General features: G+C 65.0%; 25 protein-coding genes and 1 pseudogene. 10 read left to right on the forward strand and 16 right to left on the reverse strand.

Going from position 1 to position 25973, the window contains the following annotated elements:
• Nucleotides 1-799: 799 nt before the first annotated feature.
• Nucleotides 800-2080 carry an amidohydrolase family protein gene (locus AABA84_RS13660; protein WP_212244796.1) on the forward strand — a complete coding sequence of 427 codons (1281 nt, stop codon included), beginning with the start codon at nucleotides 800-802 and terminating at the stop codon, nucleotides 2078-2080.
• A gap of 267 nt (nucleotides 2081-2347) precedes the next feature.
• Nucleotides 2348-3970: a hypothetical protein gene (locus AABA84_RS13665; RefSeq protein ID WP_338312286.1), complete on the forward strand. Its 1623-nt coding sequence runs from the start codon at nucleotides 2348-2350 to the stop codon at nucleotides 3968-3970.
• A gap of 78 nt (nucleotides 3971-4048) precedes the next feature.
• On the opposite strand, the gene AABA84_RS13670 is transcribed toward AABA84_RS13665, so the two are convergent.
• Nucleotides 4049-4750, reverse strand: coding sequence for a Crp/Fnr family transcriptional regulator (locus AABA84_RS13670; protein ID WP_212244794.1), 702 nt, complete (start codon nucleotides 4748-4750; stop codon nucleotides 4049-4051).
• Nucleotides 4750-5001 (reverse strand): hypothetical protein, encoded by a 252-nt coding sequence (locus tag AABA84_RS13675; protein ID WP_212244793.1) that lies wholly within the window; start codon nucleotides 4999-5001, stop codon nucleotides 4750-4752. The genes AABA84_RS13670 and AABA84_RS13675 overlap by 1 nt, the downstream gene beginning before the upstream one ends.
• A 160-nt stretch (nucleotides 5002-5161) precedes the next feature.
• Here AABA84_RS13675 and AABA84_RS13680 point away from each other — a divergent pair, with 160 nt between their 5' ends.
• The gene (locus AABA84_RS13680; RefSeq protein ID WP_338312287.1) at nucleotides 5162-5899 is read left to right on the forward strand and encodes a Crp/Fnr family transcriptional regulator; all 738 of its coding nucleotides are present in this window, start codon (nucleotides 5162-5164) and stop codon (nucleotides 5897-5899) included.
• Between the two features lie 4 nt (nucleotides 5900-5903).
• Here AABA84_RS13680 and AABA84_RS13685 read toward each other — a convergent pair whose 3' ends face one another.
• From AABA84_RS13685 to lptF, 9 genes are all read right to left on the reverse strand, one after another.
• On the reverse strand, nucleotides 5904-6623 hold the full coding sequence (locus tag AABA84_RS13685) for a Crp/Fnr family transcriptional regulator (protein ID WP_212244789.1): 720 nt from the start codon (nucleotides 6621-6623) through the stop codon (nucleotides 5904-5906).
• Between the two features lie 222 nt (nucleotides 6624-6845).
• Nucleotides 6846-7082, reverse strand: a complete 237-nt coding sequence (locus AABA84_RS13690; protein WP_212244787.1) for a hypothetical protein — start codon at nucleotides 7080-7082, stop codon at nucleotides 6846-6848.
• 76 nt (nucleotides 7083-7158) lie between these two features.
• Complete coding sequence (locus tag AABA84_RS13695) at nucleotides 7159-8217, reverse strand: alcohol dehydrogenase (protein ID WP_212244779.1); 1059 nt, start codon at nucleotides 8215-8217, stop codon at nucleotides 7159-7161.
• 16 nt (nucleotides 8218-8233) lie between these two features.
• Nucleotides 8234-9094, reverse strand: coding sequence for a 16S rRNA (adenine(1518)-N(6)/adenine(1519)-N(6))-dimethyltransferase RsmA (gene rsmA, locus AABA84_RS13700; protein ID WP_212244777.1), 861 nt, complete (start codon nucleotides 9092-9094; stop codon nucleotides 8234-8236).
• On the reverse strand, nucleotides 9094-10131 hold the full coding sequence (pdxA, locus tag AABA84_RS13705; RefSeq protein WP_338312288.1) for a 4-hydroxythreonine-4-phosphate dehydrogenase PdxA: 1038 nt from the start codon (nucleotides 10129-10131) through the stop codon (nucleotides 9094-9096). Before pdxA ends, rsmA begins: the two co-directional genes overlap by 1 nt.
• On the reverse strand, nucleotides 10131-11066 hold the full coding sequence (locus tag AABA84_RS13710; protein ID WP_338306908.1) for a SurA N-terminal domain-containing protein: 936 nt from the start codon (nucleotides 11064-11066) through the stop codon (nucleotides 10131-10133). Before AABA84_RS13710 ends, pdxA begins: the two co-directional genes overlap by 1 nt.
• A gap of 69 nt (nucleotides 11067-11135) precedes the next feature.
• Nucleotides 11136-13625: an LPS-assembly protein LptD gene (locus AABA84_RS13715; protein ID WP_212244765.1), complete on the reverse strand. Its 2490-nt coding sequence runs from the start codon at nucleotides 13623-13625 to the stop codon at nucleotides 11136-11138.
• Nucleotides 13625-14722 carry an LPS export ABC transporter permease LptG gene (lptG, locus tag AABA84_RS13720; RefSeq protein ID WP_212244763.1) on the reverse strand — a complete coding sequence of 366 codons (1098 nt, stop codon included), beginning with the start codon at nucleotides 14720-14722 and terminating at the stop codon, nucleotides 13625-13627. Before lptG ends, AABA84_RS13715 begins: the two co-directional genes overlap by 1 nt.
• Nucleotides 14719-15888, reverse strand: a complete 1170-nt coding sequence (gene lptF, locus AABA84_RS13725; protein WP_212244761.1) for an LPS export ABC transporter permease LptF — start codon at nucleotides 15886-15888, stop codon at nucleotides 14719-14721. Before lptF ends, lptG begins: the two co-directional genes overlap by 4 nt.
• 339 nt (nucleotides 15889-16227) lie before the next feature.
• Between lptF and AABA84_RS13730 the strand changes: the two genes are divergently transcribed.
• From AABA84_RS13730 to AABA84_RS13740, 3 genes are all read left to right on the forward strand, one after another.
• Nucleotides 16228-17727 carry a leucyl aminopeptidase gene (locus tag AABA84_RS13730; protein WP_338312289.1) on the forward strand — a complete coding sequence of 500 codons (1500 nt, stop codon included), beginning with the start codon at nucleotides 16228-16230 and terminating at the stop codon, nucleotides 17725-17727.
• Nucleotides 17728-17733: 6 nt separating this feature from the next.
• Entirely contained in the window at nucleotides 17734-18186 is a 453-nt protein-coding gene (locus AABA84_RS13735) for a DNA polymerase III subunit chi (protein ID WP_212244757.1), read from the forward strand.
• Between the two features lie 166 nt (nucleotides 18187-18352).
• The gene (locus tag AABA84_RS13740; protein ID WP_212244749.1) at nucleotides 18353-18838 is read left to right on the forward strand and encodes a hypothetical protein; all 486 of its coding nucleotides are present in this window, start codon (nucleotides 18353-18355) and stop codon (nucleotides 18836-18838) included.
• Between the two features lie 165 nt (nucleotides 18839-19003).
• On the opposite strand, the gene AABA84_RS13745 is transcribed toward AABA84_RS13740, so the two are convergent.
• Together AABA84_RS13745 and AABA84_RS13750 are read right to left on the reverse strand one after the other, a co-directional pair.
• Nucleotides 19004-19477, reverse strand: coding sequence for a hypothetical protein (locus AABA84_RS13745; RefSeq protein WP_338312290.1), 474 nt, complete (start codon nucleotides 19475-19477; stop codon nucleotides 19004-19006).
• Nucleotides 19478-19503: 26 nt separating this feature from the next.
• Nucleotides 19504-19871, reverse strand: a pseudogene (locus AABA84_RS13750) (antibiotic biosynthesis monooxygenase family protein).
• A gap of 98 nt (nucleotides 19872-19969) precedes the next feature.
• Between AABA84_RS13750 and AABA84_RS13755 the strand changes: the two are divergent.
• Both AABA84_RS13755 and AABA84_RS13760 read left to right on the forward strand, forming a co-directional pair.
• Nucleotides 19970-20440, forward strand: coding sequence for a MarR family winged helix-turn-helix transcriptional regulator (locus tag AABA84_RS13755; RefSeq protein WP_338312291.1), 471 nt, complete (start codon nucleotides 19970-19972; stop codon nucleotides 20438-20440).
• A 254-nt stretch (nucleotides 20441-20694) separates the two neighbouring features.
• Nucleotides 20695-21663, forward strand: a complete 969-nt coding sequence (locus AABA84_RS13760; RefSeq protein WP_212245265.1) for a tripartite tricarboxylate transporter substrate-binding protein — start codon at nucleotides 20695-20697, stop codon at nucleotides 21661-21663.
• Between the two features lie 94 nt (nucleotides 21664-21757).
• On the opposite strand, the gene AABA84_RS13765 is transcribed toward AABA84_RS13760, so the two are convergent.
• The 3 genes from AABA84_RS13765 to AABA84_RS13775 form a co-directional block, all read right to left on the reverse strand.
• Nucleotides 21758-23620 (reverse strand): ABC-F family ATP-binding cassette domain-containing protein, encoded by a 1863-nt coding sequence (locus tag AABA84_RS13765; protein ID WP_212244741.1) that lies wholly within the window; start codon nucleotides 23618-23620, stop codon nucleotides 21758-21760.
• Nucleotides 23621-23676: 56 nt separating this feature from the next.
• Nucleotides 23677-23850 (reverse strand): hypothetical protein, encoded by a 174-nt coding sequence (locus tag AABA84_RS13770; protein WP_212244739.1) that lies wholly within the window; start codon nucleotides 23848-23850, stop codon nucleotides 23677-23679.
• Between the two features lie 218 nt (nucleotides 23851-24068).
• Nucleotides 24069-24326 (reverse strand): sulfur globule protein precursor, encoded by a 258-nt coding sequence (locus AABA84_RS13775; protein ID WP_212244737.1) that lies wholly within the window; start codon nucleotides 24324-24326, stop codon nucleotides 24069-24071.
• Between the two features lie 313 nt (nucleotides 24327-24639).
• Here AABA84_RS13775 and ndk point away from each other — a divergent pair, with 313 nt between their 5' ends.
• Both ndk and AABA84_RS13785 read left to right on the forward strand, forming a co-directional pair.
• A complete protein-coding gene (gene ndk / locus AABA84_RS13780; protein WP_018317541.1) occupies nucleotides 24640-25062 on the forward strand; it encodes a nucleoside-diphosphate kinase in 423 nt (140 codons plus the stop codon).
• A gap of 45 nt (nucleotides 25063-25107) precedes the next feature.
• A complete protein-coding gene (locus tag AABA84_RS13785) occupies nucleotides 25108-25968 on the forward strand; it encodes a TerC family protein (RefSeq protein WP_338306894.1) in 861 nt (286 codons plus the stop codon).
• Nucleotides 25969-25973 lie beyond the last annotated feature (5 nt).

Consider the following 25973-nt stretch of genomic DNA (forward strand, 5'->3'; position numbering starts at 1 on the left):
CAGGTGAGCCGAACGCCCGGCCTTCCCTGCGCGATGGTTTACGGCGTACTTCGTGCTCTCCCCGGGGAGCGATGTACTATTGCCCCCGTCGCCTTGCGGGATGGTCGATGCGCGTGCCCGGTCGGGCCGCCGCATCACCGCAAGCCTTGACGCACAGACCCCGGGCGTCAGGACCACACGACTTCTCCGTCCGCGGACGATCCCGCCGGAATACCCGAAGGCTTGCGTGTGCCCGCCCTCTGGCATCGACGAAACCGCTGTGACCGCGCCGTGTCGTATCGCGTCGCCTGAGGACTCACGGTTGCCCGCCCTGTCATCATGCCGAGCCGCGCCGGCGCTACCGCGTCCACCGCCACCCGGCCCGCATCTCGTGACGATCGCGAAGCGCCCCTTTGGCAGAGGCCGGGATGGGCGAGGGTATGCCACAAATCCGAAATTCTGGAAAGTAGAATATTTTTGCGCCAAGGGCTTGACCGGGTGTTTTGCCCGACGCCTCTCCGGGAGCCGCCGTCAGTTCTGCTTGCCGTTCTGCATGGCGCAAACGGCCCATCGCCGCGAATGACCCAAGCGGACCTGCGGACGTGCTCGCTTAGTCGGCGCTCGTCCAGGAAGGTTCACGCGATTTCAGAAAATTTCGCGGCTCCTCAGGGCTCGTGTGCAGTCATAGGATCGGATCATCGGCGCGAAGATGCTGCAATTCCAATCCCGTTCATTCCGGTCTCGTACGTTGGCGGCAGAAGCGCATCTGCTCGTCAAGGCGGGGACGTAGCCACGAATAAAAGCGCGAGGGGGGACCATTATGTCTGTGTTGTCACGCCGCGATTTCCTGGCATTGTCGACGTCAGCCGCAGTTGTCGGCCTCGCCGCGCCCGCCGGCGCCGCGATGGGGCCGAACGACAAGTACGATCTGGTGATCCGAGGCGGCGAGGTGCTCGACCCCAGCCAGTCGCTGCGCGCCCGACGCGATATCGGCATCCGCTGGGGCGTGATCGAAACGGTACAGGAGGCGATCCCCGCCGAGCGCGCGCTGAAGAGCATCGACGCGTCAGGCAAGCTCGTGATGCCCGGTCTCATCGATCTGCATAGTCACGTCTACCCCTACGGCTCGGCAATCGGTATTCCCGCCGACGAGCTGGTGCAATTCCAGGCCACGACGACCGTCGTGTCCGCGGGCGACGCCGGGGTCAACAATCTGGCGGCGTTGCGCCGCTTCATCGTGGCCCAGACGCGGGCGCGGATGTATGCCTTCGTCCATATCGCCAATAACGGCCTGTCGGCGTTCCCGGCCGCCGAGCTGTACAATATCGACGTCGCCCAGACCGAAGCCTGCGCGATGGCGCTCGCCGAGAACGCCGATTTCCTGCTCGGGGTCAAAGTGCGGATGTCGGAGAACGTGATCTATAAGCACGGGCTCGAGCCGCTGAAGCGCGGCATCCAGGCTTGCGAGATGTGCGGCTGGCCGGCGAAGATGATGGTGCATATCGGCGGCGTCGAGTCCAAGGAGCTGATGTCGCAGATCCTCGATTTGCTCCGCCCGGGCGACGTGCTGACGCATGCCTATTCGGGCGCCCCCAACATGTCCAACGTCTTCACCAATATCGTGCAAGAGGGCAAGCTGCTGCCTGCGGCCCTGGCGGCGAAGCAGCGTGGCGTCATGTTCGACGTCGGTCATGGCGGCGGCAGCTTCGATTTCACCGTGGCGGAAGTGGCGATCCCCGGCGGATGTACGCCGGACACGATCTCCTCCGATATCCATGTCTTCTCCGGCAACTCGCCGGGCATCCCGTTCCTGCCCAACGTGATGAGCAAGTTCATGACGCTGGGCTTCACGCTGGAGCAGGTGGTCGCGATGGCCACCACGGCGCCGGCGAAAATCATCGACCGCGCGCCGAAGATCGGCACGCTGCAAGTCGGTGCGCCCGGCGACGTCGCCATCATGGAGCTGGTGGAGGGGCCGGTCAGCTTTCTCGACACCCGCAACAACAAGAGGGAGGGGAAGGCCTATCTCAAGCCGATCCAGACCGTGATCAACGGTGTGCCGTTCGGCCGCCCCTATCAGGCGCCGTTCGCAGTGAGATAGAGAGCCGGCCGGTTGGTCTCAGCTGGTGTTGAGACTGCCGTTCCCTCGTTCCAATCCTTCGCCTCTGCGCCTGCCCGGGAGACGGGCTCGGTGCTCGCGGCTGCGCTTCCTGCAAATGACCGGACCTCGGAAAACGACCCAGCGAAACCGTAATATTCCAGGCCTTGCAGTCATCGATTGTTAGGGAGGCTACGGTAAACCGCAGGCTGCGGGAGATGGACCCCGGCAAGGCGTCAATCGTGATCGAGCGACTGACAGGGGAGCGCGATGGCTGTCGTCGATCAATACGACTGCCCCGACAAGACAGGCAGGGCGTCGTCGGGACATTTGGGGGCCGCTGCCCGGATTCAACCCACAACGGTGGCCATGCTCGTTTGGCTGGGATTGCTTGCGATGGAGATCATCGCGGTCCTGGCGCTGTGCGACTTCAGGCTCTTCTTCACGCTGGACGATGCGTATATCCATCTTGCGGTCGCCGACCAGATCCTGTCCGGCGGATATGGGGTCAACGCCGGGGAGTATTCATCACCTAGTTCATCGATCATCTGGCCATATTTTCTGGCTCTGACCGAAGCGCTTCATCTCGGTGCATTTGGTCCGTTGTTGATCAACGTTGCAGCCGCAGGCGCGACGATCTTGGCGATCATACGCCTCGTGGAGACGAGCGGCCTGTTCGATGGCGTGGGCGAGCTTCCGTTCGCCTGCGTGATCGCGCTGCTCCTCATCTTCGGTGCCAGCGCGGTCGCGCTGCCCATGACCGGCATGGAGCACAGTGTTCACGTCTGGGCCTCAATCGTGACCTTTGCGGGTCTCGTGGCGGCGGCGCGCGGGTTCGCGCCGACATCGCTCCATTTCCTCGCCCTGGTGCTGCTTCCGCTCATCCGCTTCGAAGGGATCGCATTCGCCGGTGCCGCGATCGCGGCGTTCGCGCTGCTGGACCAGCGCCGCTTCGCGGCCGGCGCTGCGCTCGTCATTGCCGTCACTCTGTCGGGCTATGTCGTTCTCATGGCCTCGCGATGCCTGCCGTTGCTGCCGAGCTCCGTCTTGTTGAAGGGCTATCTGACGACCCTTGATCAGCCCGCGAGCGAGCTGCCTGCCATCGTCAGGAACATGCTGCGGAGCGTGTCGACGTCGTATGGATTGCGGCTCATCGCACTCGGTCTCGCCGTTGCCTGGTGCGCCAGTCTGCTACGCGCCGATCGCAAGGTCCTGATCGTGCTTCTGACCGTCATCGTTGCCGTCGGAGCCCATCTGGCGTGCGGTCAATACGGTTGGTTCAATCGGTACGAGGTATACATCATGGCTCTCGCGGCGACCGCATTGCTGTGGGGCGTCGCACAACTCAAGCCACGGCTCTCCGCGCTGCAATGGTCTCGTGTGAAGATCGGCGTGGTGTTCGGGCTCGGCACCGCCGCGATTCCCTACATGACAGCGGCACTGATCTCGCCGCTGGGTGCAAGCGATATCTACGAGCAGCAATACCAGATGGCTCGTTTCGCCAAATCGTTTTACAGAGATGCGGTTGGCGTCAACGATCTCGGCTTGGTTGCTTATGGCAATACCAATTACACGCTCGATCTCTGGGGCCTTGGTTCGGAGCAGGTGCGCAAGGCGAGAATGGCGGAAACTTATGGGCCGGCCGAGATGGCCGCCCTTGCCGACGATCACCACGTCGGTCTCATCATGATTTACGAGGGCTGGTTCGAGAAAGGCGTGTCGTCGAGCTGGACGAAGGTCGCCGTGCTCGAAACGAGAAGCGTGACCTTGTCGCGGCAGAATGTCGATTTCTACCGCACGCCGCTGGCCGATGCGGCGGCGATTGATGCAGCGCTTCGGGCGTTCAAGGCAACGCTGCCGTCGCGGGACAGGCTGGATATCATCACGCCGTAGCCCAGGACCGGATCCGTCTTCGGCTTCAACGACGGCGGAGGTGGCGGATAGTGCGGCCGCGATCGCGACGCATTGCGCTCAGGTCAGATAGTCGGGCGTGAAATCGGCAAACCTGCGCAACTCTTCAGGCTGCAGCAGCTCGATCTCACTGCCCTCCCAGGCGATCAATCCACGATGCCGCAGTTCCTGAATAGTGCGATTGACGTGGACGATCGACAGACCGCAGGCATCGGCAACATGCCGCTGCGTCATCGGCATCTGGAAGCAGCCGTCCTTGAGAAGGCCGACGACCTCCAGCCTTGCCGCGAGCTCGCAGATGAGGTGCGCGACCTTCGGCAGGGCTGCCTGCGCGCCGAGGCGGGCGATCCATTGCCGCGAGATCGCCGCATCGATCAACGTCTCGCGCCAGAACGCGCGGGTCAGATGGTTCGAGCCGTCGAGCAGCTGGCGGAGCTGGCTGTGCCCGACATAGCCGACGATGGTCGGGCCGAGGCCGACGAGGTCCGCATCCATCGGCGAGACCAGCAGCGTGTGCAGGCATGGCATGTCGCCGGGAACGTGGAACGCGAGGATCTGGCTGCGGTCGCCGACGATGCGGGCCTGGTAGAGGAAGCCGCTGACGACGTAGACGCAGCGCGAGGCGGTCTCGCCCTGGCGCAGCACGATCTCGCCGTCCGCGACCTGGCGCAGCGTGGACGGCAGGCCCGCGATCTGCCGGCGTTCGTCCTCCGACAGGCCTTCGATGGCCTGGAGACGCGCGATGAACTTCGGATGCGGCATCAGCCTCGCGACGTGTTTCGGCCGTCTCGCGGCACTTCGATGAAGCGCCGCGAGAGCTTTGCGATGGTCCAGTCGGAGACCTCAGCGCTGCGGAACTCGCGGATGGCGCAGGCCAGTTCCTGATCCGACATCGGACGCGCCGGCTCGCGCAGCGTGCCGGTCTTGAAGGCGTCGCTGATGCGGTCGAGGTGTTCGCTCGTATCGGATGCGAACAGGCCGCGGATGCGCTCCAGGATCGTCGCAGGGCTCATGAGAAGGGCCGGCTCGGTTGATGATCGAGGTGATGGCGTGGGTGCGACCCGTACGATCCGCAAACGGGTTAGCAACCTGTGCCTTCGTCTCGCGTTCTAGTCCGCTGACCCGGGGCCAGAAGTATCATTTGATAGATCCCGCGCGATTTTTGGCGGTCTCATGGAAAAAGCCCACGACGTGCTGATCCGGAACCTGAGCGAGCACACCGCGCTCACCGGGGAGGATCTCGACGAGATCCGCGCGCTCACCTTTACGCAGCGTGATGTCGCGCCCAACGAGGATTTCATCCGCCAGGGTGACGAGCCCGAACATTCGGCGCTGGTCGTCTCCGGCATGGTGGCGCGTTACCATCTGCTCGGCAGCGGGGGGCGGCAATATCTCGCGTTCCATATCTCCGGTGACCTGCCGGATTCCCAGGGCCTGTTCATCGACCAGATGGACCATGGGCTCTCCGCGCTCGGGCACGCCTCGGTTGCCTTCATCCCGCATCGCGAATTGTTCACGGCCTTCCGGCGCCGGCCCACTTTCGCGCTCTCGGTCTGGCGCGAGACGCTGCTCGATGCCTCGATCTTCCGCGAGGCCATCACCAACAACAGCGCCCGGCCGATGCAGGCGCGCATGGCGCACCTGTTCTGCGAGCTGTTCTACCGCGCCCGCGCCGCGCAGCTCATCCGCGGCAATCGCTTCTGCCTGCCGATCAGCCTGGTGCAGCTCGGCGAGACGCTAGGCATGGCGATCGCGACGGTGAACCGGACGCTCGCTGACCTCAGACGGGGCGGCGCGATGGATCTGCGCGACGGGGAGCTCATCGTCCTGAAATGGCGCGTGCTGCAGCGGCTCGGCGATTTCAACCCGGCCTATTTGCATTTGAAGCGTCAGTCGCCGCCGGAGGCGTGAGGGGCTAGCCGTCGGCTGGGGCCGCTCCGCCCAGCACCTCGTCGAAATGCTTCCTCACCCAATCGTTGCAGCAGCAGGCTCTGGCTTCGAGCGCTGCCCCGTCGAGGATCAGGATGGCGCCGCGGCGGGTGGCGAGGATGCGCCTTGCCTTGAACATCTGGATCACACGGCTGGCATAGCTGCGGGAGACGCCGAGCATACCGGCGAGCTGCTCGTGGGTGAGGGGGATCTCGGCCCCGCCGATGCTCGCTTTCGCGGAGAGGATCCACTTGGCGGCGCGCTGCTCGATCGAATGGGCGGCGTTGCAGGCCGCCGTCTGCAGCAGCTGCGCGAATTGGCAGTCGGCATAGCGCGAGAAGGCCTCTTGAAGAGTCGCCGATCTCTGCTGCGCCTGCTCGAGCGCGCGCAGCGGCAGCCGGACCAGGCTGCCGCCCAGCTTCACGACGATGCGCGAGTAAGCGAGCGAAGGGCTGCGGCCTGCGGCAATGCCCACCGCACCCTCGCGGCCCACCAGCAGGCTCTCGACCTCGCGATCGTCCTCGACGGGCACGGCGAACGACACGAGTGCGGGACCGCAGGGAAAGTGCACCGCCGCCACGTCGTCGCCGGCATGATGCAGGACGTGGCTCGCTGCGAGTTCGACCGGCTGGAGGTGAGGCGCGAGCAGTTCGAAATCCTGGTGGGTGAGCTGCCGGAGCAGATCGTTCGAGGGCCGACCGGTCACAGTTTCTTCTCTTGGCTGGCCGGGAATCGGCTCCAGCCAGAACCCTACGTTTCCGTGGCGGAACCGACGGTTCCAAAGTGCACACAAGCGGCCGTCGATGGTCGAGATGTTGGCGCGCGGCTTGGCGTAGCGTCTGGCGCCGTACCCCGTGCGCTTTGCCCGAGGACCGCCGGCCTCAATCCGTCAACACGCCGCCGGGCCGGCGGCCGAGGGCGGTGATCATCACCCGAATCGTGCTTGGCGATCCCACGAGGATCGGTGCAGCGCCGCGTGCGCGCGGTAGGCGTCGATCGCCCTGTTGGCGAGCATCAGCTGCCGGCGTTCGCCGGTTTTGAGCTGACCTTCGATGGCGTCGAGAATGACGTTGGCGCTCTCGTCCGGCGGGCCGAGTTCGCCGCTCTGCTCCAGGCAGCTCCAGGCGATGAAGAATGCGCTTTCGACTGTGCAACGAATGGACATGGGCTGCCAACGCGGCGGGGCAGCAGGCGTTCCGTCACGCGGGCCCAACTTGCGTTGGGCCCGCCGCAGCGATGAGTCAGTTCTTCAACACGATGCGGCCGACGACCTTGCCGGCACGAAGCTCGTCGATCCATTTCTGGACGTCGCCCATCGGCTCCTCGCGCATCGGCGTCGGCTTGATCTTGCCGGCGCGCGCCAGCGCCATCAGCTCCTGGGCCTCGGCGAGCGTGCCGACCATGAAACCTTCGATGGTCATGCGCTTGTAGACCCATTGCACCATCGGCAATGTGAACTGGCCGCCCATCAGGCCGGAGACCACGATCTTGCCGCCGCGCGCGGCGACCGCGACCGCAAAGGCCATCGACTTCTCGTTGCCGGCGAAATCGACGATCTCGTCAAAACCGCCTTCGGTCTCCTTCAGGATGCGCTTGATCACGTCGGGCTCGGACGGGTCGTAGGCATTGGCGGCGCCATTCTTGAGCGCGGTGTCGCGCGCGGCCGGCGAGAGGTCGGCGACCGTGATCGGCTGCTTGAACATCGCCTGCGCGAACGACAGGCCCATCATGCCGACGCCGCCGAGACCGATCAGCAGCAAATTGCGCTGGCGCGGACGGTCGACCAGGCGCTTGAGCGCGCCATAGGCGGTGACGCCGGAGCACATCAGCGTCGCGGCCTGGTTGACGGGCAGGGGATCGTAGTCGAGCAAATATTTCGCGTCGGGCACCAGCACGTGGGTGGCGAAGCCGCCGTCGATGGAGACGCCGAGGAAGCGCTGCTTGACGCAGAGGTTCTCGTCGCCATTGGCGCAGTCGCGGCACTGGCCGCAGCCGATCCAGGGGAAGACGGCTTTCTTCGCGCCGACGAGGCCGGCGGCGACGTCCGGGCCGACTTCGTCGACGACGCCGGCAATCTCGTGACCGAGCGTGAAGGGCAGCGTCATGCCGCGCGTGGTGTCGAGCTTCTTGCCGCCGCCGAGATCGGCATAGCCGTCCTGGATGTGCAGGTCGGAATGGCAGAGGCCGCAGCGCTCGATGCGCACCAGCACTTCGGCGCCTTTCGGCTTCGGCGTATCGACGATGGTCTCGCACAGCGGCGCATCGAACTTGACCAGGGACTGCCGACGCATCAACGCCATATTTCTTCCTCCGAAATTATCGCTCTGTTTCGGTTCGTATATTGGCCAATTCACAGGCCATGGCAACAAAGCCTGAGATCGGAATGGTCTCGGCGCGCCGCGTCGCATCGACGCCGGCGGCTTCCGCAAGCCGCGCCGGATCGACGCCCAGCGACTTCAGACTCTGCCGCAACATTTTCCGGCGCTGACCGAAGGCGGCGGCCGCGACCTGTTCGAGCAGCTTGCGATCGCAGGCAAGCGGTTCTGCGCGCGGCGTGAGGCGGACGACCGAGGAGGTGACCTTGGGCGGCGGCACGAAGGCGGACGGCGCAATGTCGAACAGGATCTTGGTCTCGCAGCGCCAATTGGCGAGCACGCCGAGCCGGCCGTAGGCCTCCTCGTCCTCGCGCGCGACGATACGCTCGCCGACCTCGCGCTGAAACATCAGCACCATCATGTCGTACCAGGGCGGCCATGGCTCGGCGGTGAGCCAGCCGATCAGGAGCTGGGTCGCGATGTTGTAGGGCAGGTTGGCGACGATCTTCGCGCGTTCGCCATTGAGCAGCGGGCGGGGATCGAAGGTCATGGCATCGCCATGCACGATCTCGAGCCTGTCAGGGTAGCGCGCGGAAATATCCTGCAGGGCCGGGATCGCCCGCTCGTCATGCTCGATGGCGATGACGCGCCGCGCGCCGAGCGCGAGCAGTGCGCGCGTCAGCCCGCCCGGGCCCGGGCCGATCTCCACGATCGTGGAATCTTCGAGCGGCACTGCTGCGCGCGCGATGCGGGCGGTGAGATTGAGGTCGAGCAGGAAATTCTGGCCGAGCGATTTGCGCGCCGACAGCGCGTGCTGGCGAATGACCTCGCGGAGCGGCGGGAGGTCGTCGATCGCGCTCATCAGCTTTGCGTAGCCGCCATGCGGCTTGCAAGCTTGAGCGCCGCGATCAGGCTGGCCGGATTGGCCTTGCCGGTGCCGGCGATGTCGAAGGCGGTGCCATGATCGGGCGAGGTGCGGATGAAGGGCAGCCCGAGCGTGACGTTGACGGCGTCGTCGAAGGCGACGGTCTTGATCGGGATCAGCGCCTGGTCGTGATACATGCAGATCGCGCAGTCATAGGTGCTGCGCGCGGCCTCGTGGAACATGGTGTCGGCGGGCAGCGGGCCCCTGGTCTCGATGCCGTCGCCGCGCAACGTCCTGAGCGCCGGGGCGATGATGGTCTGCTCCTCGTGGCCGAGCGAGCCGTCCTCGCCGGCATGTGGATTGAGGCCGGAGACCGCGATGCGCGGCTGCGCGATGCCGAAGCGGGATTTCAACTCGGCTGCAACGATACGAACGGTCGAGACGATCAGCTCGCTGGTGAGCTCTCCCAGCGCATCGCGGATCGAGACGTGGATGGTCACGGGCACGACCGCGAGCCGCGGCGACCACAGCATCATCACCGGCTGCGGCACGCGGCCGCCATCCGCGGCAAGCTCGGCGAGGAATTCGGTGTGGCCGGGATGACGGAAGCCTGAGCGGTAGAGCACGCTCTTGGCGATCGGATTGGTGACGACGGCGCCGGCGCGGCCCTCGCGGACATCGGTGACCGCCTGCCGGATCGAGGCGAGCGCAGCCGGTGCGCTCGATGCGTCGGGCTTGCCGGGCTCGGCGGTCGCGCGCTCGCCGGTGGCGACCACGGGGAGGGCCTCGGTGAAGGCGGCCTCGGCCTCGCCGGGGCTCACCGCCGCGGTCCTGACGTCGGCACCCAGCGAGGCGGCGAGCGCCCTGGCGCGCCGGGCAATCAGCGCTTCGTCGCCGAGCAGATAGAAGGCGGGCAGGTTCAGCTCACGGCGCCGGAGCCAGGCTGCGATCGTGATGTCGGGGCCGATGCCGGCGGGCTCTCCCAGCGTCAGGGCAAGGGGAAGGGCATGCGGTTTGGCTGCGCGATTGGCCATCAGCGGTTGCGATATTCGATCATCGCCGCCTTGCGGAGCTCGTCGAGATAGGCCTTCTGGGTCTTCTCGTACTTCTCCTGATACATCTTCTCGCGGACCTCGCGCTTCTTCGGCGTGTCGATCATGGTCGGCTTGCGCGCGCACAGCACCACCATCTCGATGCCGTTCTTGGTCATCTCGGGCGCGGTCAGGTGGCCGATCGGGGTGTCGTCGAGCACCTTGCGCAGCGCCTCGGGCAATTCCGCGGTGGTCTTGGTGACGCTGTCGCGGATGGTGGCGTTCGGCGTCGAGCGGAACAGCGAGTTGGCTTCCTCGCAGCTTCCGACGCGCGCGCGATAGCTCTCGGCTTCCTTCTTCCGTGTCTCCAGGAACGCCGCGGACGAGCCGCGCGGCACGATCAGCACGATCGGCTGCATCTTGTATTCGGTGCCCTCGATCTGGAGTTTGTCGCCGGTCTGGGCCTGCACGGCCTGCGCGACGTCGCGCTCGCCGACGAGCAGCTTCTCCTTGAAGCGGCCGCGCACGAGGCTGGTCCAGACCATCTCGGCCTTCATGCGGCCCTTCAGCGTTTCGGGGCGGACGCCCTTGGATTCGAGCGACTTGGTGAGCTGGTCCGGCGTGATGCGCATGCGCTGCGCCATGCCTTCGTAGGACTGGTTGATGTCGGAGATACCAGGATCGACCCCGTACTTCTTGCCTTCCTTCGTCTTCACCTTGTCGTCGATCAGCTCGTTGATGACCTCCTGCCGGCTCGGTGTCTTCTGCGTCGTCAGCTGGTCGAGCTTGGAGCGCTGCTCGATGTCGAAATCGGTGATCGGGTCGCCGTTGACCATGACGACGATGTTCTGCGCGCGCGACGGCGAGGGCAGTCCGGTCAGGATCAGTCCGGCAGCGATGGCGAGGAGGAGGCGGAAGACGGGCAATGGGGTCGTCATGATTGTCGCTCGCATGTCAGCCGCGTCGAGCCTGTGATGGGGGCAAGCGCGGCCGGCACTTCAAACCGTTCACTGGAGGCCGGCGGAACTGCTGGTCGTCGACGAGGTCGCCAGCGTGCGCAGGCCGATCTGGAACATGAACGCATGGCTCAGCACGGGCGGCGCGGTGCCCGCCGAATAGCTATACGAAGTTACGTAGTTCGCCGCCAGCACGAAGCAATCGTCGACATAGCCGGCGCCGAGCACATACTGGTTGATCTTGTTGGCCTCGAGGTCCCACCGCGCCGAGCCCGACACCACCCAATTGGTCGCGATCTTCAGCGAGCCCGAGGTCAGGATGCCCTCGCGGCGGGTCAGATAGCCGAGCTCCGGCTGCGCCGCGTAATTGCCGTACAGCACGCTGACTGCCCAGCGATTGAAGTTGGCGCGGCCTTCCGCCTCGAAGCGCTGCACGTTCCAGGTCTGCTCGTCCATGCGGGAGCGGACGCTGAACGTGTAGGTGCTGTTGGGCGAGTAGCTGGCGCTCGCGACGTAATCGGAACGCGGCTTGTCCAGGCCGGAATTGAGGCCGGTATTGATGGGGTCCTGGACCGCGAAGGAGTTCATGCCGAACAGCTGGTAGGACTGGCCGAACAGGGCCTTAACGGCGCCGCCCTTGTCGAACTGCGTGGTGGACTGCACGCCGACATTGGCGCGGCCGCCACCCTCGACGCGGTCATAGCCGGAGAACTTGTCGACGCTGAACAGGTTCGAGGCGTCGAACACCATGCTCTGGGCGTCCTCGTTCGGGAGCTTGCCGGCATAGGTCTCGTTCGGCCGGATGATGATCTGCGCGATCGGCTCGACGGTGGTCGAGCCCCAGGGCTGAACGTTGATGAAGGGGTAGCGGTATTCCAGGCCCACGGTCGGCATCAGGCGGAACGCCTGGGTGTCGCCGACGGGAAGATAGTTCGACACGCCCGGCTGGTTGGAGACCGAGGAGTTGATCGCGTCGGCGCGCAGGCTGGCGAACGGCGTCCAGATCTGGCCGAGCGGATCGGTGAAGGATTTGCGCCACTGCGCCTCGGCCGTGAGGCGGGTATAGCTGCCGGGGAAGCCGCGCAGCAGGCACTGCGACGGCGTGCGGGCCAGCGGATCGGCCGACGCCGTCGTGCACAGGCTGTTGGTGTTGGCGATCGTGGTGATCGGATCGAACACCGCCTGGTCGCGCGACAGGTTGACGAAATTGGTCTTGTAGCTGAACTCGCCGCCGAAGACCGGATAGTTGAGCACGTTGGAGTAGTCGATCACCGGATAGACGATCGGCACCTGGCTCTGGTTACCCGAATAGCTCAGCCAGTACATCGTGCGCGCGTCGAAGAAGCTGCGGTTGCCGACGCCGGTCAGATAGAGCTGCGACAGCGCTTCCGTCGGCAGCAGCAGGAACGAGCCGAGCGGATCGCGGTACTGGTAGAGCCGGTAGTCCGAGAAGAAATAGTAGTCGGACATCAGGACGCCGTCCCAACCCCAGACCCATTTGTCGTTCAGCGCGAACTGACCCTTGGTGTCGACGGCGCCGCGGAACTGCTTGTCGCCGGGCTGCCCGGAGAACGCGCCGGGATCGAGCTGGTCGATGCCGTAGGCGCGGATCTGGTAGGCGCCGTCGATCAGGCGCTGACGGAATTCGCCCTGCAGCAGCACGCCCTGCCGCGACATGAAGCGGGGGGTGATGGTTGCGTCCATGTCGGGCGCGATCGCCCAGTAATACGGAACCTCGGCGCCGAAGCCCGTGTTCGTCGTGCCCGGGAAATAGCCCGGCATCAGGAAGCCGCTCTTGCGCTTCACGGTCGGGTCGGGCGTCGAGAAATAGGGCATGTAGGCGAGCGGCACACCGAAGAATTCGATCTGCGCCGTCTCGAAATACAGCATTTTCTCCTGCTGGTCGTGGATGATGCGCGCACCCTTGACCTGCCACAGCGGCGGCTTCTTCGGATCGTCCTTACACGGCGCGCAGGCCGTGTAGACGCCGTTCTCGAACACCGTGTAATTGCCGCTGGAGCGGTCGGCGCGGCTTGCGGCCATGCGGGTCTGGTCGGCCGTGTCCACACGCAGCGAATCGACGAAACCGTCGCGGTAATCGTCGGAGAGATCCATGATCTCGGCATAGGTGATCTTGCCGTCGGCATCCGTCATGCGGATGTTGCCTTCGGCATGCAGCCGCTTGGTCTTCTGGTCGTAGATGACCTTGTCGGCCTCGACGCTGGTGCCGTTGTAGAACAGCTGGACGTTACCGACCGCGGAGACGCGCGAATTGTTGTAGTCGTAGTCGACCTCGGTCGCCTGAACCAGCATCTGGTTGTCGTTGGCGGCCTTCGGCGGCTTCGGGCGCGGCGGCAGCGGATTGTAGGTGAAGCTCTGGGCCGAGGCGGGGGCCACGGCGGCAACATCGATCAGCGCGCCGAGCGATGCCACGGCAGCGACAGCCATCATGAGCCTGCGAAGAGACAAGCCGCACCCGTTCGCGCGCATCACGATGCGGCGCGTCAAACGAGACACGGGTCCTCGATGGACGGCAGTCACTAACCGTCCTCCTGGTACAACAAGGCCAAAAAGCCGGTGAGGCCGCCCACCACCACGGGCAACCACGCCGCAGCGATCGGATGCATCAACTCAGCCTTGCTCAAGTCTTCAGTCACTTTCGACAGAACGTAGAGCAGAAAGCCTGCGCCCACGCCACTCAAAACCATCTTCTGCACGCCGCCCATCCGGAAGAAGCGCAACGACACCGAGGCCGCGAGCATCACCATGGCGGCAAGCAAAAACGGCTGTGCCAGAAGCTTCTGATACTGGAGTCGGTATCCTGCTGTCGCGAAGCCCGAGCTTTCGGACGAGCGGATGTAGCTCGGTAGTTGCCAAAAGGACACAGTCTCGGGGGTGGAAAAGCTGTTGCGGACCTGCGCCTCGGTCAGCGTCGTCGGAATCACCAGGGTGGCCTGGTCGATCGGGGGGGAGTCCAGCGAGAAGCGGCGAACGGATTTGAACAGCCAATGGCCAGCTTCCAGTGTCGCCTCGCGCGCCTCGATCCGCTCCTTGAAGTGACTGTCCGTGTCAAAGCGGAACAGCGTCAGGCCGGTGAGTCGGACGCCCTGCTGCTCGCTGCGCGCGGCGTTGATGATGGTCTGGCCGTCGCTGGTCACCTGATTGAGCCAGAAGCCGGAAGCGTCCTGGATGCCGCCGCCGGGCGCCGAGCCGAACAGCTCGGCCTCCATGCGCTTGGAGAGCTCGCGTAAGTTCGCCGACATCGGATTGTAGCCGATGGTGGCGATCACCCCGATCAGCAGCGCGCTGCCGAGCGCCGGCGAGATGAACTGCCATGCGGAGATGCCGGCGGCGCGCGCAACCACGAGCTCGAGCCGGCGAGAGAGGGCGAGATAGCAGGTCATCGCTCCGATCAGCATGCAGAACGGCGTCAGCTTCTCGAGGAGCTGCGGCACCCGGAACAGCGAGGTCTCGGCCACCATGAGTGCCGAGGCGGATGCCAGCCCCGAGGTCTTGCGCACCATCTCGATGTAGTCGACCAGCACCAGCAGCAGGAAAATGCCCGCGAACACGCCGAGCGCCGCGACCACGAAGCGGCCGGCGAAATAGCGTCCGAGTGTGTTGGTGAGCATGCTCATGCGGTGGCCGGCCGTCCGAACAGCCGCGCGATGCGCGCATTCGACCTGTTGATGGCCTCCATGAGGCCGGGCGGCGGCTCGACCACGACGCCGCCGATGATCATCCACAGCCCGACGCCGATGGCGCCAAAGACCATCGCGTATTGAACCAGCACCGGCCCCGGCGACTTCACCGCCATCACCGAGCAGGCAAAGCCGGCCATGCGCAGGCCGAACACCGCAACGACCGAGCCGCCGATCGAGAAATTGCGGCTCTGGCGGGTGGTGCGGGGCGCTCCGAGGAAGGCGAAGGTCAGCACGGCGAAGGCGAAGCAATAGATCGGCGCGAGCAGGCTGTCATGCAGCGCCGAGCGGAACTGGCCGGGGATCTGCTTGTAGACGGGGTCGTTGTCGGACGGCGAGAGCAGCTCCCAGAGATAGCGCTCGCGGATGCCCAGGGTGACGTCGCGGCCCTGGTTTGAGAATTTCGACATGTCGAAGCCGTAGCGGCCGAAGGCCACCAGCGCGGGATCGCGCTTGCCCGCCTCGAAGCGCTGGAGATTGCCGGTCTCCAGCACCAGGAACGAGCCGGTCTCGTTCTTCACGACCTCGCCGTGCTCGGCGACGATCGAGACGCGCTCATTCGGATCGCGGCGGTCGTCGATGAAGATGCCGGCAAGGATGCCGCCGGGCTGGCGCTCGCGAATCCGGATCGTGAGATTCTGGTCGAGCTGGGCGAAGCGGCCGGGCTGCAGGATGTTGGTGAGGACGTCCGCGGTGATCTCGGCATCCCACTGCTTGATCCGCCGCATGCCGTCGGGGGCGAGATAGGCCGCGATGAAGGCCACCAGCAGCGCCACCACGCAGGTGGCGTAGAAGAACGGATAGAACAGCCGGAACGGCGACAGGCCGGCGGCATTCATCACGATGATCTCGGAATCGGTCGCGAGCTTGTTCAGCGTGTGCGAGATCGCGATCATCAGCGCGATCGGCGAGATGATCAGGACCAGGGCGGGCACGACGAGGCTGGTGATGCCGAGGAAGGTGAGGATGGTCTGACCCTGGCTCGTCATCAGGTCGATGCCGCGCAACGCCTGCGTAATCCAGATCACGCCGGTGAGGCTGACCAGGATCAGCGCAAACGACGCCAGCGTCGTGCGGAAGATATACCTATCGATCGACCCCATGCGCTACCGCACGAATCCCACCAAGTCCCCAATGTCGGCCGAAATTCCGCTGTCCAACCAATCCCCGATCAGGGGATCCCCAAGGTTGGCCAGCGCCTCTTCCGCCAGCTCACTCTCTCACTACCATCCCTTTGATCCGTCAACAAAATGGCTGCCCCGTGGCACCCTCATTATATGGTTAATATTTCCCTCGTTGTGGCCTTGAGGCCACGGGGGGTGCTTGGCATCTGGCGGGGCGCTGGCCCATAGTGCGGAAGACCCAGTGAATCGCCGTTCAGGTCTGGCCCTGGCCAGGAACCGTGAACAGCAAAAAGACCAAGATTTTTGAAGGAGTTACTCATGTCCGATGCCATCAAGGTCGGCTTTGTCCCATTGTCCGCCGCCGCCCGTGGCATCCTGGTCGTGTTCTGCGACGACAGTCTGAAGGTCGGTCCGGCGACGGCCAAGGCGCTGGGCGGCGCTATCGAACTCGTGAAGCGCGCGGCGGCCGCCGCCGCCTTCAAGGGCAAGAGCGGGGCAGCGCTCGACATCCTGGCGCCGGAAGGGGTGAAGGCCACCCGTCTGCTCGTGATCGGCGCCGGCAAGGCGGCCGGCCTGAAGGCGAACGATTTTCTCAAATTCGGCGGTGTAGCGGCGGGCAAGCTTGCCGCGGGGGCGGCCGCCATGACCATCATGGCGGAACTGCCCGGTGGCGCGATGACGAGTGAGCAGGCGGTTGCGATCGCCTCGGGCCTGCGCCTGCGCGCCTACAAATTCGACCGCTACAAGACGAAGAAGAAAGACGGCGAGGAGGGCGGCTCGCGCGCCGACATCTCGCTGGCGGTCGGCGATGCCACCGCAGCGAAGAAGGCGTTTGCCTCGGCCGGCCACGTCGTCGACGGCGTGATCATCGCGCGCGACCTCGTCAACGAGCCGCCGAACGTGCTCTTCCCCGAGGAATTCGCGCGCCGCGCCAGTCAGCTCCGCAAGCTCGGCGTCAAGGTCGAGGTGCTCGACGTCAAGGCGATGCAGAAGCTCGGCATGGGCGCGCTGCTCGGCGTCGGCCAGGGCTCGGCACGGCCGAGCCGCACCGTGATCATGCGCTGGGACGGCGGCAAGAAAGGCGAGGCGCCCGTGAGCTTCGTCGGCAAGGGCGTCTGCTTCGACACCGGCGGCATTTCGATCAAGCCGGCCGGCAGCATGGAGGACATGAAGGGCGACATGGGGGGAGCGGCCTGCGTCGTCGGCCTGATGCACGCGCTTGCCGCGCGCAAAGCCAAGGCCAACGTGGTCGGCGCCATCGGTCTCGTCGAGAACATGCCCGACGGCAATGCGCAGCGGCCGGGCGACATCGTCACCTCGATGTCGGGCCAGACCATCGAGATCATCAACACCGACGCCGAAGGCCGCCTCGTGCTGGCCGACGTGCTCTGGTACGTCGCCAAGAAGGTGAAGCCGAAATTCATGGTGGATCTGGCGACGCTGACCGGCGCGATCGTGGTTGCGCTCGGCACCGAGCATGCTGGCATGTTCTCCAACAATGACGAGCTCGCCGAACGCCTGCTGGCGGCCGGCATCGAGAGCGGCGACAAGGTCTGGCGCATGCCGCTTGGTCCCGAATACGACAAGCTGATCGATTCCCAGTTCGCCGACATGAAGAACACCGGCGGCCGCCATGGCGGCTCGATCACCGCCGCGCAGTTCCTGCAGCGATTCGTCGACGGCACGCCCTGGGCCCATCTCGACATCGCCGGCACCGCCATGGGCGCGCCGAAGACCGACATCAACCAGAGCTGGGCAAGCGGCTATGGTGTCCGCCTGCTCGACCGCCTGGTCGCCGACCATTACGAGCGCAAATGACCTGAGATGACCGAAGTCCTGTTCTATCATCTGCAAAACATGACGGTGGAGAACGTGTTGCCGCCGCTTCTCGAGAAATCGCTCGAGCGCGGCTGGCGCGTCGTGGTGCAGTCGACCTCGGAAGAGCGCGCCGATGCGCTCGACGCGCATTTATGGACCTATCGCGACGATTCCTTCCTGCCGCACGCGACATGGCGTGTGAACGATGCCGCCGATCAGCCGATCGTGCTGGCGATCGAGGAGGGCAATCCCAACGGCGCCCATGTCCGATTCCTGGTCGACAATGCCGCCCTGCCGCAGGATTCGCAGGGCTATGCGCGCATGGTGCTGCTGTTCAACGGCGACGATCCGGATGCGCTCGCGCTCGCCCGCAGCGCCTGGACGGATTGCAAGGAGCGGGGATTTGATGTCACCTATTGGCAGGCCGACGAGCGGGGCCGGTGGCAGCGTCGGAATTAGCGGCCCTTCGCAATTAATGATAATTTGCACTTTTCGGGCGATGCTGGCTTTTGTCACCTTCGTGCCGCAAAGTGATGTTGGGACAATCGCTTAGGGCTGGTCCTTCACGCGGGGAATTTGGTTTATCGTGCGACATCAAAAGCTTCCCAAGTCGCTCATAGTTGCGTTGGCTGCCGTAGCACCGCTGGTCGCGGGCTGTTCGGGGACCGATCTGCTGTCCAAGGACGCACAATGGTTCAACACGCCCAGCCGGCTGTTCATCAAGAACATCTCGATCGAATCCCCGCCGCTGACCCCCGACAAGCCGGTCGGAGCTGAGGATCTCGTCAGCGCCGACGGCGGCTGTCCCGGCATGGCACCGCCTCCCGGGCCGGCCGATGCCAATGCATCGACGACGGCGCCGGCTCCGATGGGCGGCACGGTCGCGCTCGGCCATACCGAATGCGACGTGGTGCGCGGCATCGGCGCGCCCTCGAACGTCAATCTCTCCAACGACGGCGCCGGCCGCCGCGTTGCCGTCGTCACCTGGGCCACGGGGCCGCGCGCGGGAATCTACACCTTCACGGCTGGACGGCTGTCCTCGATCGAGGGCAATCCCGATCCGCAGCCGGTGCCGAGGGCGACCAAGCCGAAGCCGAAGAAGCACGCGTAGGCGAGGATCGCCTGCACCGCGGCGGATCGGCTGCGTGCATCGGAGAAGTTATCGTACTGCTCCATGGATCGCCGTCCGCTCAAATAACGCCCTCGATGCCGTGGTTCTGAAGGACGCGGGCGAGCCTGGGCGGATTCGATCGGAAGCCCGCTTTGCGCGCGCCCCTCAGAGCATCGGCTTGGTGTCGAAGCGATCGCGTTGGCGAGTGCGCAAGCCGCCCTTCATCTTGAAGCCGTCACGCATATTGAGGCCGAGAAGAGCGATGTTCGCCGCGCCGGCAAACAATTCGAGAGTCTGCACTGCATAGAACGTGGTGTCGAACTCCGCGGCGTTTGCCTTGGAGGCAAGAAACAAGGCGGCGGGAATGAGAACGAGGATGCCGTTACCCGCGATGAACGGCATGCGCTTGATCTTCGCGCCGATCAGGCCAGCGCGCCGTCCCTTTGCCAGAAAGAAACCCGAACCTCCCGTCACCGCCAGCGCCGGAACCAGCAACAGGAAGCCCCAGGGGATGGCTGTCTTCACCAGGGTTACGCTCGCGTGTGACGCGAATAGCTCGGAGAGAGCCGTGGAAAGCCAGAAGGTCGCAATGGTCGTCAGCGCGACGACGCCCGCGACGGGGTGAATCATCTTGGTCATCGGGTCCTGCTGTTCTTTAAGGCGAGCTACGCGACGCAGATGCCCGGCACGGCGACCTTCTCGAACAGGTGCGGAGAGGCGACGGCGGAGGAGGGGTAGGCCGAGATCTTCGATCTGAACTCAGGGTGCGTGAATGCAGCCGGAAGTGGGCCGTCGATTCCCAGACGGCATAGTTCAGATATGTCGGGCTATCGCCGATCGCGCGGTGAAGCTGGGTGGCGATGAAGCCCGGCTGCCGTTTCATGAAGGCCGCATCGTCTCGCCAGACCTGGAGGAAGCTCTGCTCGTCGGTCTTGTCGAGCGTGAACACATTCACCAGCACCACTGGGCTGGTGTCGATGCCAAGCTGACGTTCGATGGGAAAGTTGGGGTCCAGAGGGCGAAGATGCGCCATGGCGGGCTCCGTTCGATGTGGTATTATGATGTCAATGTGGTGCTATGAGCAAAGTAGCTATTTGACATCATGATGTCAATAACGGTCTATGGTGACGAATGCGGAAATCCCAACGAACGCCAGCCGGCGATGCGCTGTCGAACCTCGTGCTCGACTTGTTCCGGCTGAACAGCCTGCTCTTGACCGCAGGAGACCGTTTGGTGGCTGGGCTCGGGCTCACGAGCGCCCGCTGGCAGATTCTCGGGGCGATCGTGCACGCGGAGCGCCCGCAGCCGGTGGCCTGGCTTGCCCGCGATCTGGGTGCCAATCGCCAAAACGTGCAGCGGATCGTCAATGACCTGCACGCGGAAGGCCTCGTTGCCTTCGAGGCCAACCCGCATCACCGCCGAGCGCAGCTTGTCGTCTTGACTGACAAGGGGCGGCGCGCATTCGATGCCGCCATGGCTTTGCAGGCGCCCTGGGTCAACGGTCTTTCGGAGGGGCTTTTGGTCAAGGACCTGCAAACCGTGCATCGCATCGTCGCGGACCTGCGGACGAAGCTTGAGAGCCAGACAGAGGCCGAGACCTAACGCACGGCGAGCGAGCGAGAGTTCACGACAGCTCTCCGCGACGTGTTATCGGAACGCCTCCGTGGCCGGACGCCGTGCGATGGAAATCACCGGCCGCACGAGTTCATCGCGGCGGCTACCCGGCTTCCTGCCGGCACCCGAGCAACGGCATCGCGAGCATGACGTGATCGTGACACTCCTGATGCGTCGCTTTCGCCATGGCCGTGCGCTCCGGAATGCGCTTTGATGGCATCAACAACAATCCGGAGGAGACTATGCGGTTCTCGATTGCCCTCGTATCGGCTCTGCTTCTGCCGCTCGGCGCGGCGCTCGCCCAGGACTATCCAACCCGGCCCATCACCATGCTGGTGCCGTTCGCCGCGGGCGGGCCGACCGACACCATCGCGCGCCTGACGGCCGCAGGCATGGGGAAAGCGCTGGGACAGCAGATCGTCGTCGAGAACGCGACCGGCGCCGGCGGCACCATCGGGACGACCCGCGCCGCGCGCGCCCAGCCCGACGGCTACACGCTGCTGATCCATCATGTCGGCATCTCGACCGCCGCGACGCTGTACCGTAATCTCAGCTATGACACCAAGACGGCCTTCGCGCCGATCGGCCTCGTGACCAATGCGCCGATGACCATCATCGCGCGTCCGGATTTTCCGGCTGACACGCTCAAGGAGCTGGTCGCCTACGCCCAGCAGCAGGGCGACAAATTGACTTACGCCAATGCCGGGCTAGGTGCGGCCTCGCATCTCTGCGGCATGCTGTTCATGACCGCGATCCAGAAGCAACTCACCACGGTGCCGTACAAGGGCAACGGCCCGATCATGAACGATCTGCTCGGCAAGCAGATCGATCTCACCTGCGACCAGGCGACCAACACCACCGGGCCGATCACGGCCAAGCAGGTCAAGGCCTACGCGATCACCACCAAGGAGCGGCTGAAGAGCCTGCCCGATCTGCCGACGGCCGACGAGGCCGGCCTCAAGGGGTTTGAGCTCGGCGTCTGGCACGGCCTCTATGCCCCCAAGGGCACGCCACCGGCGGTCGTTCAGAAGCTCACGGCCGCGCTGCAGACCGCGCTGAAGGATCCGGCGCTGATCGCCCGGTTCAACGACATCAACACCGAGCCGGTCCCGCAGGACAAGGCGACGCCGGAGGCGCTGGGCGCGATGCTGACCAGCGAAGTCGACCGCTGGGCCCCCATCATCAAGGCGGCCGGGCAGTTCGCGGACTAAGCAGGTGGTCCCATGAAGAGTAGCTCGCTCAGCTACTTCATGCAGGGTATTTAATTACCGCTACCGTGCATGGGGTTGTTTTCCAGATTTGGAGTCAGCCCGCAGCCTCGTCGAACTGCGTGCTCGCCTCGAGCCACTGCTCCTCCGCGCGCGCCAGCGCATCGGCGGCATTGGCGCGTGCCTTTGACAGCTGTGCGGCCTGCTTGGGATCGCGCGTAAAAATGTCGGGCAAAGCGAGGGCCGTGTCGATCTTGGTGATGATGTCGCTGACGCGGGCGATCTCGGCTTCGGCTTCGGTGATGCGCTTCTTCAGCGAGCCGCGATTGTCTGATCTTGCACGCTGCGGCTTTTCGCTGGCCGTGCTGCGCTCGCGCGGGGCGGGTTCGCCGTTGCGTGTGGACAGCACCAGGCGGCGATATTCGTCGAGGTCGCCGTCGTAATTGGTGACGGTGCGGTCGGCGACGATCCAAAGTTGGTCGGCACAGGCTTCGATCAGGTAGCGATCGTGCGAGACCATGATGACCGCGCCGGGGAATTCGTTGATGGCTTCGGCAAGCGCGGCGCGGCTGTCGATGTCGAGATGGTTGGTCGGCTCGTCCAGGATGATCATGTTGGGGCCGAAGAAAGTCGCAAGGCCCAGCAGCAGCCGCGCCTTCTCGCCGCCCGACAGTTTGGCGACCTTGGTGTCGGCCGCCTTGCCGGAGAAGCCGATCGCGCCGGCGCGCGCCCGCACCTTTGCTTCGGGCGCTTCGCCCATCAGCTTGCGGACGTGGTCGTAGGTGGAGGCGTCCTCGTTCAGCTCGTCGAGCTGGTGCTGCGCGAAATAGGCGATCGACAGCTTGTCGGCGCGCGTCACCTTGCCGGAGAACGGTGCGAGTCGTCCGGCGAGCAGCTTTACAAGTGTCGACTTGCCGTTGCCGTTGGCGCCGAGCAGCGCGATGCGGTCGTCATTGTCGATGCGCAAGGTGACGCGATTGAGCACGGGGCTCGCCGGATCGTAGCCGACCGAGGCGTTGTCGACCGCGATGATCGGCGGCGACAGGATTTTCTCCGGGGCAGGGAAGCTGATCTCGCGGACGTCCTCGGTGACCAGCGCCGTGATCGGCTTCAGCCGCTCCAGCATTTTCACGCGAGACTGTGCCTGCCGGGCCTTCGAGGCCTTGGCCTTGAAGCGGTCGACGAAGGCCTGCAGGCGGGCGCGTTCGGCCTCCTGGCGCTTGACGGCCTTGGCATCGAGCAGCTCACGCGCGGCGCGCTGCTCCTCGAACGAGGAATAGGTGCCTTTGTAGAGCGTGAGCTTGCCGCGCTCCAGATGCAGGATCTGGTCGACCGAGCTTTCGAGGAGGTCGCGGTCATGGCTGATCACGATCACCGTGCGCGGATAATGCGCGAGGTGATCCTCCAGCCACAACGTGCCCTCGAGGTCGAGATAGTTGGTGGGCTCGTCGAGCAGCAACAAATCGGGCGCGGCGAACAGGGTGGCGGCGAGCGCGACGCGCATGCGCCAGCCGCCGGAGAATTCGGCGCAGGGGCGGAGCTGATCGGCGGCGGAGAAGCCGAGGCCGGAGAGGATCGCGGCGGCACGGCTCGGCGCCGAATGTGCGTCGATGTCGACCAGCCGGGTCTGGATCTCGGCGATCCGGTGCGGATCGGTCGCGCTTTCGGCTTCGTGAAGCAGCGCGTCGCGTTCGAGGTCGGCCTTGAGCACGACGGAGATCAGGCTTTCGGGTCCGTTCGGGGCTTCCTGGGCGAGGCTGCCGACGCTCCAGCGCGGCGGCAAGCTCACCGAGCCGTGCTCGGCCGCGAGCTCACCGCGGATCACCTTGAACAGCGTCGACTTGCCGGTGCCGTTGCGTCCGACCAGGCCGACTCGCGATCCCGGCGTGATCTGCACGGAACTCTGGTCAATCAGAAGGCGTCCGGCGAGGCGGATGGAGAGGTCGGTGATCCCAAGCATGCGGCCTTGTCACCGCAAGGCGCGTCGAACGCAACCCGTTTTTCCGGGCCCGCTGTTCAGTGCGGGTCGCGGTCGCGCTGCCTCAGCTCGTTCATGAGCTGCTCGAGATGGGTCGGCAGCTGGGGGTCGGGACGCAGGCTCTGCTGGAGCCGTTCGCCCACGGCATCGCAAATCGAGCGGCTGGTCCGCCGGTCGATCTGTTCGCTGTCATTGGCAAGAAGGCCAGCCATCGCGGGTTCCGTGTTCTCAGAGTATCGACACGGTACCAAGTCATTGGCCCCCAAAATGGTTTCGCCGCTTTTGGGGACAATGCCGGCATTCTCGTCAAAATTGTAAGAGCCCCGCCACATCCGCCCAAAATGCGAAGCCCCGGCGGGGGGATCGCCGGGGCTTCTCTTGGAAGGCAACCGTGGGGGGCGGTAGCCTCTAAATCAAGGTGCTGTCGGGCTCAGTAGCAGCGGTTGACCATCCGCCAGCGGGGGCCCCAGGGGGTCGGGACCAGCCGGCGCACATAGCAGCCGCCATAACCGTAGGAGACGGGGGCATAGAAGCGCGGACCGCCCCAGCCGTGGCCGTGGTGCCAGCCACCGCCGCCGCCGTGCCAGCCCCAGCCGCCACCGTGCCAGTGGGCGGAAGCCGAGGTCGGCGCCAGCGCGGCACCCAGCGCAACCGCAGCGACAGCGGCAAGCGAAAGTTTCCTCAACATGGTGATCTCCTCAAAACTGCCGGCGCGGGGCGATCGCGTCCGATGGAAAGGCCGCCGAAACGGTCCGCCCAGCGATCGGGCTTCGGTTTCGATGGGGCCAACCCTACGCCGGCGAGGCTGAACCCAACCCTGACAGGGGCTTCAGATTGGGTTCATCTGGGTGAAATTGTCGTAATCCATGTTGAAACCGCACCCTCCGGTCCTGCGGCGAAGCGCCTGTGACGTCATACCGGCGGTCGCTTGCCGGATCGCAAAGGCGCCGATATAAGCCCGGCAACTCCGAACCACCGCTTTTCTTCCCAAGGACAAGATTATGGCCATCGAACGCACCTTCTCGATCATCAAGCCCGACGCGACCGCGCGTAACCTGACCGGCGCCGTCAACGCCGTGATCGAAAAGGCGGGCCTGCGCATCGTCGCGCAGAAGCGCATCCGCATGACCAAGGAACAGGCCGAGACCTTCTATGCCGTCCACAAGGCGCGGCCGTTCTTCGGCGAGCTCGTCGAGTTCATGACCTCGGGCCCGGTCGTCGTCCAGGTGCTGGAAGCCGAGAACGCCATCGCCAAGTACCGCGACGCGATGGGCGCGACCGACCCGTCCAAGGCCGCCGACGGCACCATCCGCAAGCTCTACGCCAAGTCGATCGGCGAGAATTCCGCGCACGGCTCGGATGCGCCAGAGACCGCCGCGATCGAGATCGCGCAGTTCTTCTCGGGCAACGAGATCGTCGGCTGATCCATCAGCCGATAAGTTAAGACCGACGGGGCGAAAGGACTTACTGTGAACTGGCTCTGGCAGATCTTCGATCCCGCGACGATCGGGGCATTCTTCACCCAGTTTCGCAACGAGATGGCCGAACCGACCTTCTGGATCGCGGTCGGCAAGATCATCTGGATCAACATCCTCTTGTCCGGTGACAACGCGCTGGTGATCGCGCTCGCCTGCCGCGGCCTCTCGCCGCGACACCGCCTGTGGGGCATGATCTTCGGTGCCGGCGCAGCTGTGCTGCTGCGCATCATCTTCACCGGCATCGTCGCAACCCTGATGGAGCTGCCGTACCTCAAGCTGATCGGCGGCCTCGCGCTGATCGTGATCGCGGCCAAGCTCCTGGTGCCGGAACACGACGACGATGACGACGTCGACGCTGCCTCGCATCTGTGGCAGGCCGTGCAGATCGTCGTGGTCGCCGACATCGTCATGAGTCTCGACAACGTCATTGCGGTCGCAGCCGCCGCCAATGGCAGCGTGCCGCTTCTGATCCTCGGCCTTGCCATCAGCGTGCCGCTGATCGTCGCCGGTGCGGCGCTGATCATGGCGTTGCTGGAAAAGCTCCCGGTGCTGGTCTGGGCCGGTGCTGCGCTGCTCGGCTGGATCGCGGGCGAGGTGATCGCGACCGATCCGGGCGTCGCGCCCAAGCTGCACACGCTGTTCGAAGGTCCGTTCGGCGCCTCGCTCGACACCATGCTCGGCGCCTTGCGCATCCCGCCGCAATTCGGCCATGGCGGGGCGGGCGGCGAATATTTCTGCGCAGCGCTCGGCGTCGTCGTCGTGCTGGTGGTCGGCACCATCTGGCGCCGGCGCAAACTGACCTCTGCCGCACTGGAATCGTCCGAACGGCACGCCAGGGCATCGGCGGAGTAGGCCCG

Source organism: Bradyrhizobium sp. TM239, from assembly GCF_036247985.1.
In the GTDB taxonomy this organism is placed as follows: Bacteria; Pseudomonadota; Alphaproteobacteria; order Rhizobiales; family Xanthobacteraceae; genus Bradyrhizobium; species Bradyrhizobium ottawaense.

Coding starts and splice junctions, on each gene's coding strand:
- AABA84_RS13775 (WP_212244737.1), bottom strand. CDS start 24,326: ATGTTGAGGAAACTTTCGCTTGCCGCTGTCGCTGCGGTTGCGCTGGGT.
- AABA84_RS13765 (WP_212244741.1), bottom strand. CDS start 23,620: ATGCTTGGGATCACCGACCTCTCCATCCGCCTCGCCGGACGCCTTCTG.
- AABA84_RS13760 (WP_212245265.1), top strand. CDS start 20,695: ATGCGGTTCTCGATTGCCCTCGTATCGGCTCTGCTTCTGCCGCTCGGC.
- ndk (WP_018317541.1), top strand. CDS start 24,640: ATGGCCATCGAACGCACCTTCTCGATCATCAAGCCCGACGCGACCGCG.
- AABA84_RS13690 (WP_212244787.1), bottom strand. CDS start 7,082: ATGTCCATTCGTTGCACAGTCGAAAGCGCATTCTTCATCGCCTGGAGC.
- AABA84_RS13735 (WP_212244757.1), top strand. CDS start 17,734: ATGACCGAAGTCCTGTTCTATCATCTGCAAAACATGACGGTGGAGAAC.
- lptF (WP_212244761.1), bottom strand. CDS start 15,888: ATGGGGTCGATCGATAGGTATATCTTCCGCACGACGCTGGCGTCGTTT.
- AABA84_RS13745 (WP_338312290.1), bottom strand. CDS start 19,477: ATGACCAAGATGATTCACCCCGTCGCGGGCGTCGTCGCGCTGACGACC.
- AABA84_RS13770 (WP_212244739.1), bottom strand. CDS start 23,850: ATGGCTGGCCTTCTTGCCAATGACAGCGAACAGATCGACCGGCGGACC.
- AABA84_RS13675 (WP_212244793.1), bottom strand. CDS start 5,001: ATGAGCCCTGCGACGATCCTGGAGCGCATCCGCGGCCTGTTCGCATCC.
- AABA84_RS13710 (WP_338306908.1), bottom strand. CDS start 11,066: ATGACGACCCCATTGCCCGTCTTCCGCCTCCTCCTCGCCATCGCTGCC.
- AABA84_RS13755 (WP_338312291.1), top strand. CDS start 19,970: ATGCGGAAATCCCAACGAACGCCAGCCGGCGATGCGCTGTCGAACCTC.
- AABA84_RS13695 (WP_212244779.1), bottom strand. CDS start 8,217: ATGGCGTTGATGCGTCGGCAGTCCCTGGTCAAGTTCGATGCGCCGCTG.
- AABA84_RS13670 (WP_212244794.1), bottom strand. CDS start 4,750: ATGCCGCATCCGAAGTTCATCGCGCGTCTCCAGGCCATCGAAGGCCTG.
- AABA84_RS13665 (WP_338312286.1), top strand. CDS start 2,348: ATGGCTGTCGTCGATCAATACGACTGCCCCGACAAGACAGGCAGGGCG.
- lptG (WP_212244763.1), bottom strand. CDS start 14,722: ATGAGCATGCTCACCAACACACTCGGACGCTATTTCGCCGGCCGCTTC.
- rsmA (WP_212244777.1), bottom strand. CDS start 9,094: ATGAGCGCGATCGACGACCTCCCGCCGCTCCGCGAGGTCATTCGCCAG.
- AABA84_RS13680 (WP_338312287.1), top strand. CDS start 5,162: ATGGAAAAAGCCCACGACGTGCTGATCCGGAACCTGAGCGAGCACACC.
- pdxA (WP_338312288.1), bottom strand. CDS start 10,131: ATGGCCAATCGCGCAGCCAAACCGCATGCCCTTCCCCTTGCCCTGACG.
- AABA84_RS13660 (WP_212244796.1), top strand. CDS start 800: ATGTCTGTGTTGTCACGCCGCGATTTCCTGGCATTGTCGACGTCAGCC.
- AABA84_RS13730 (WP_338312289.1), top strand. CDS start 16,228: ATGTCCGATGCCATCAAGGTCGGCTTTGTCCCATTGTCCGCCGCCGCC.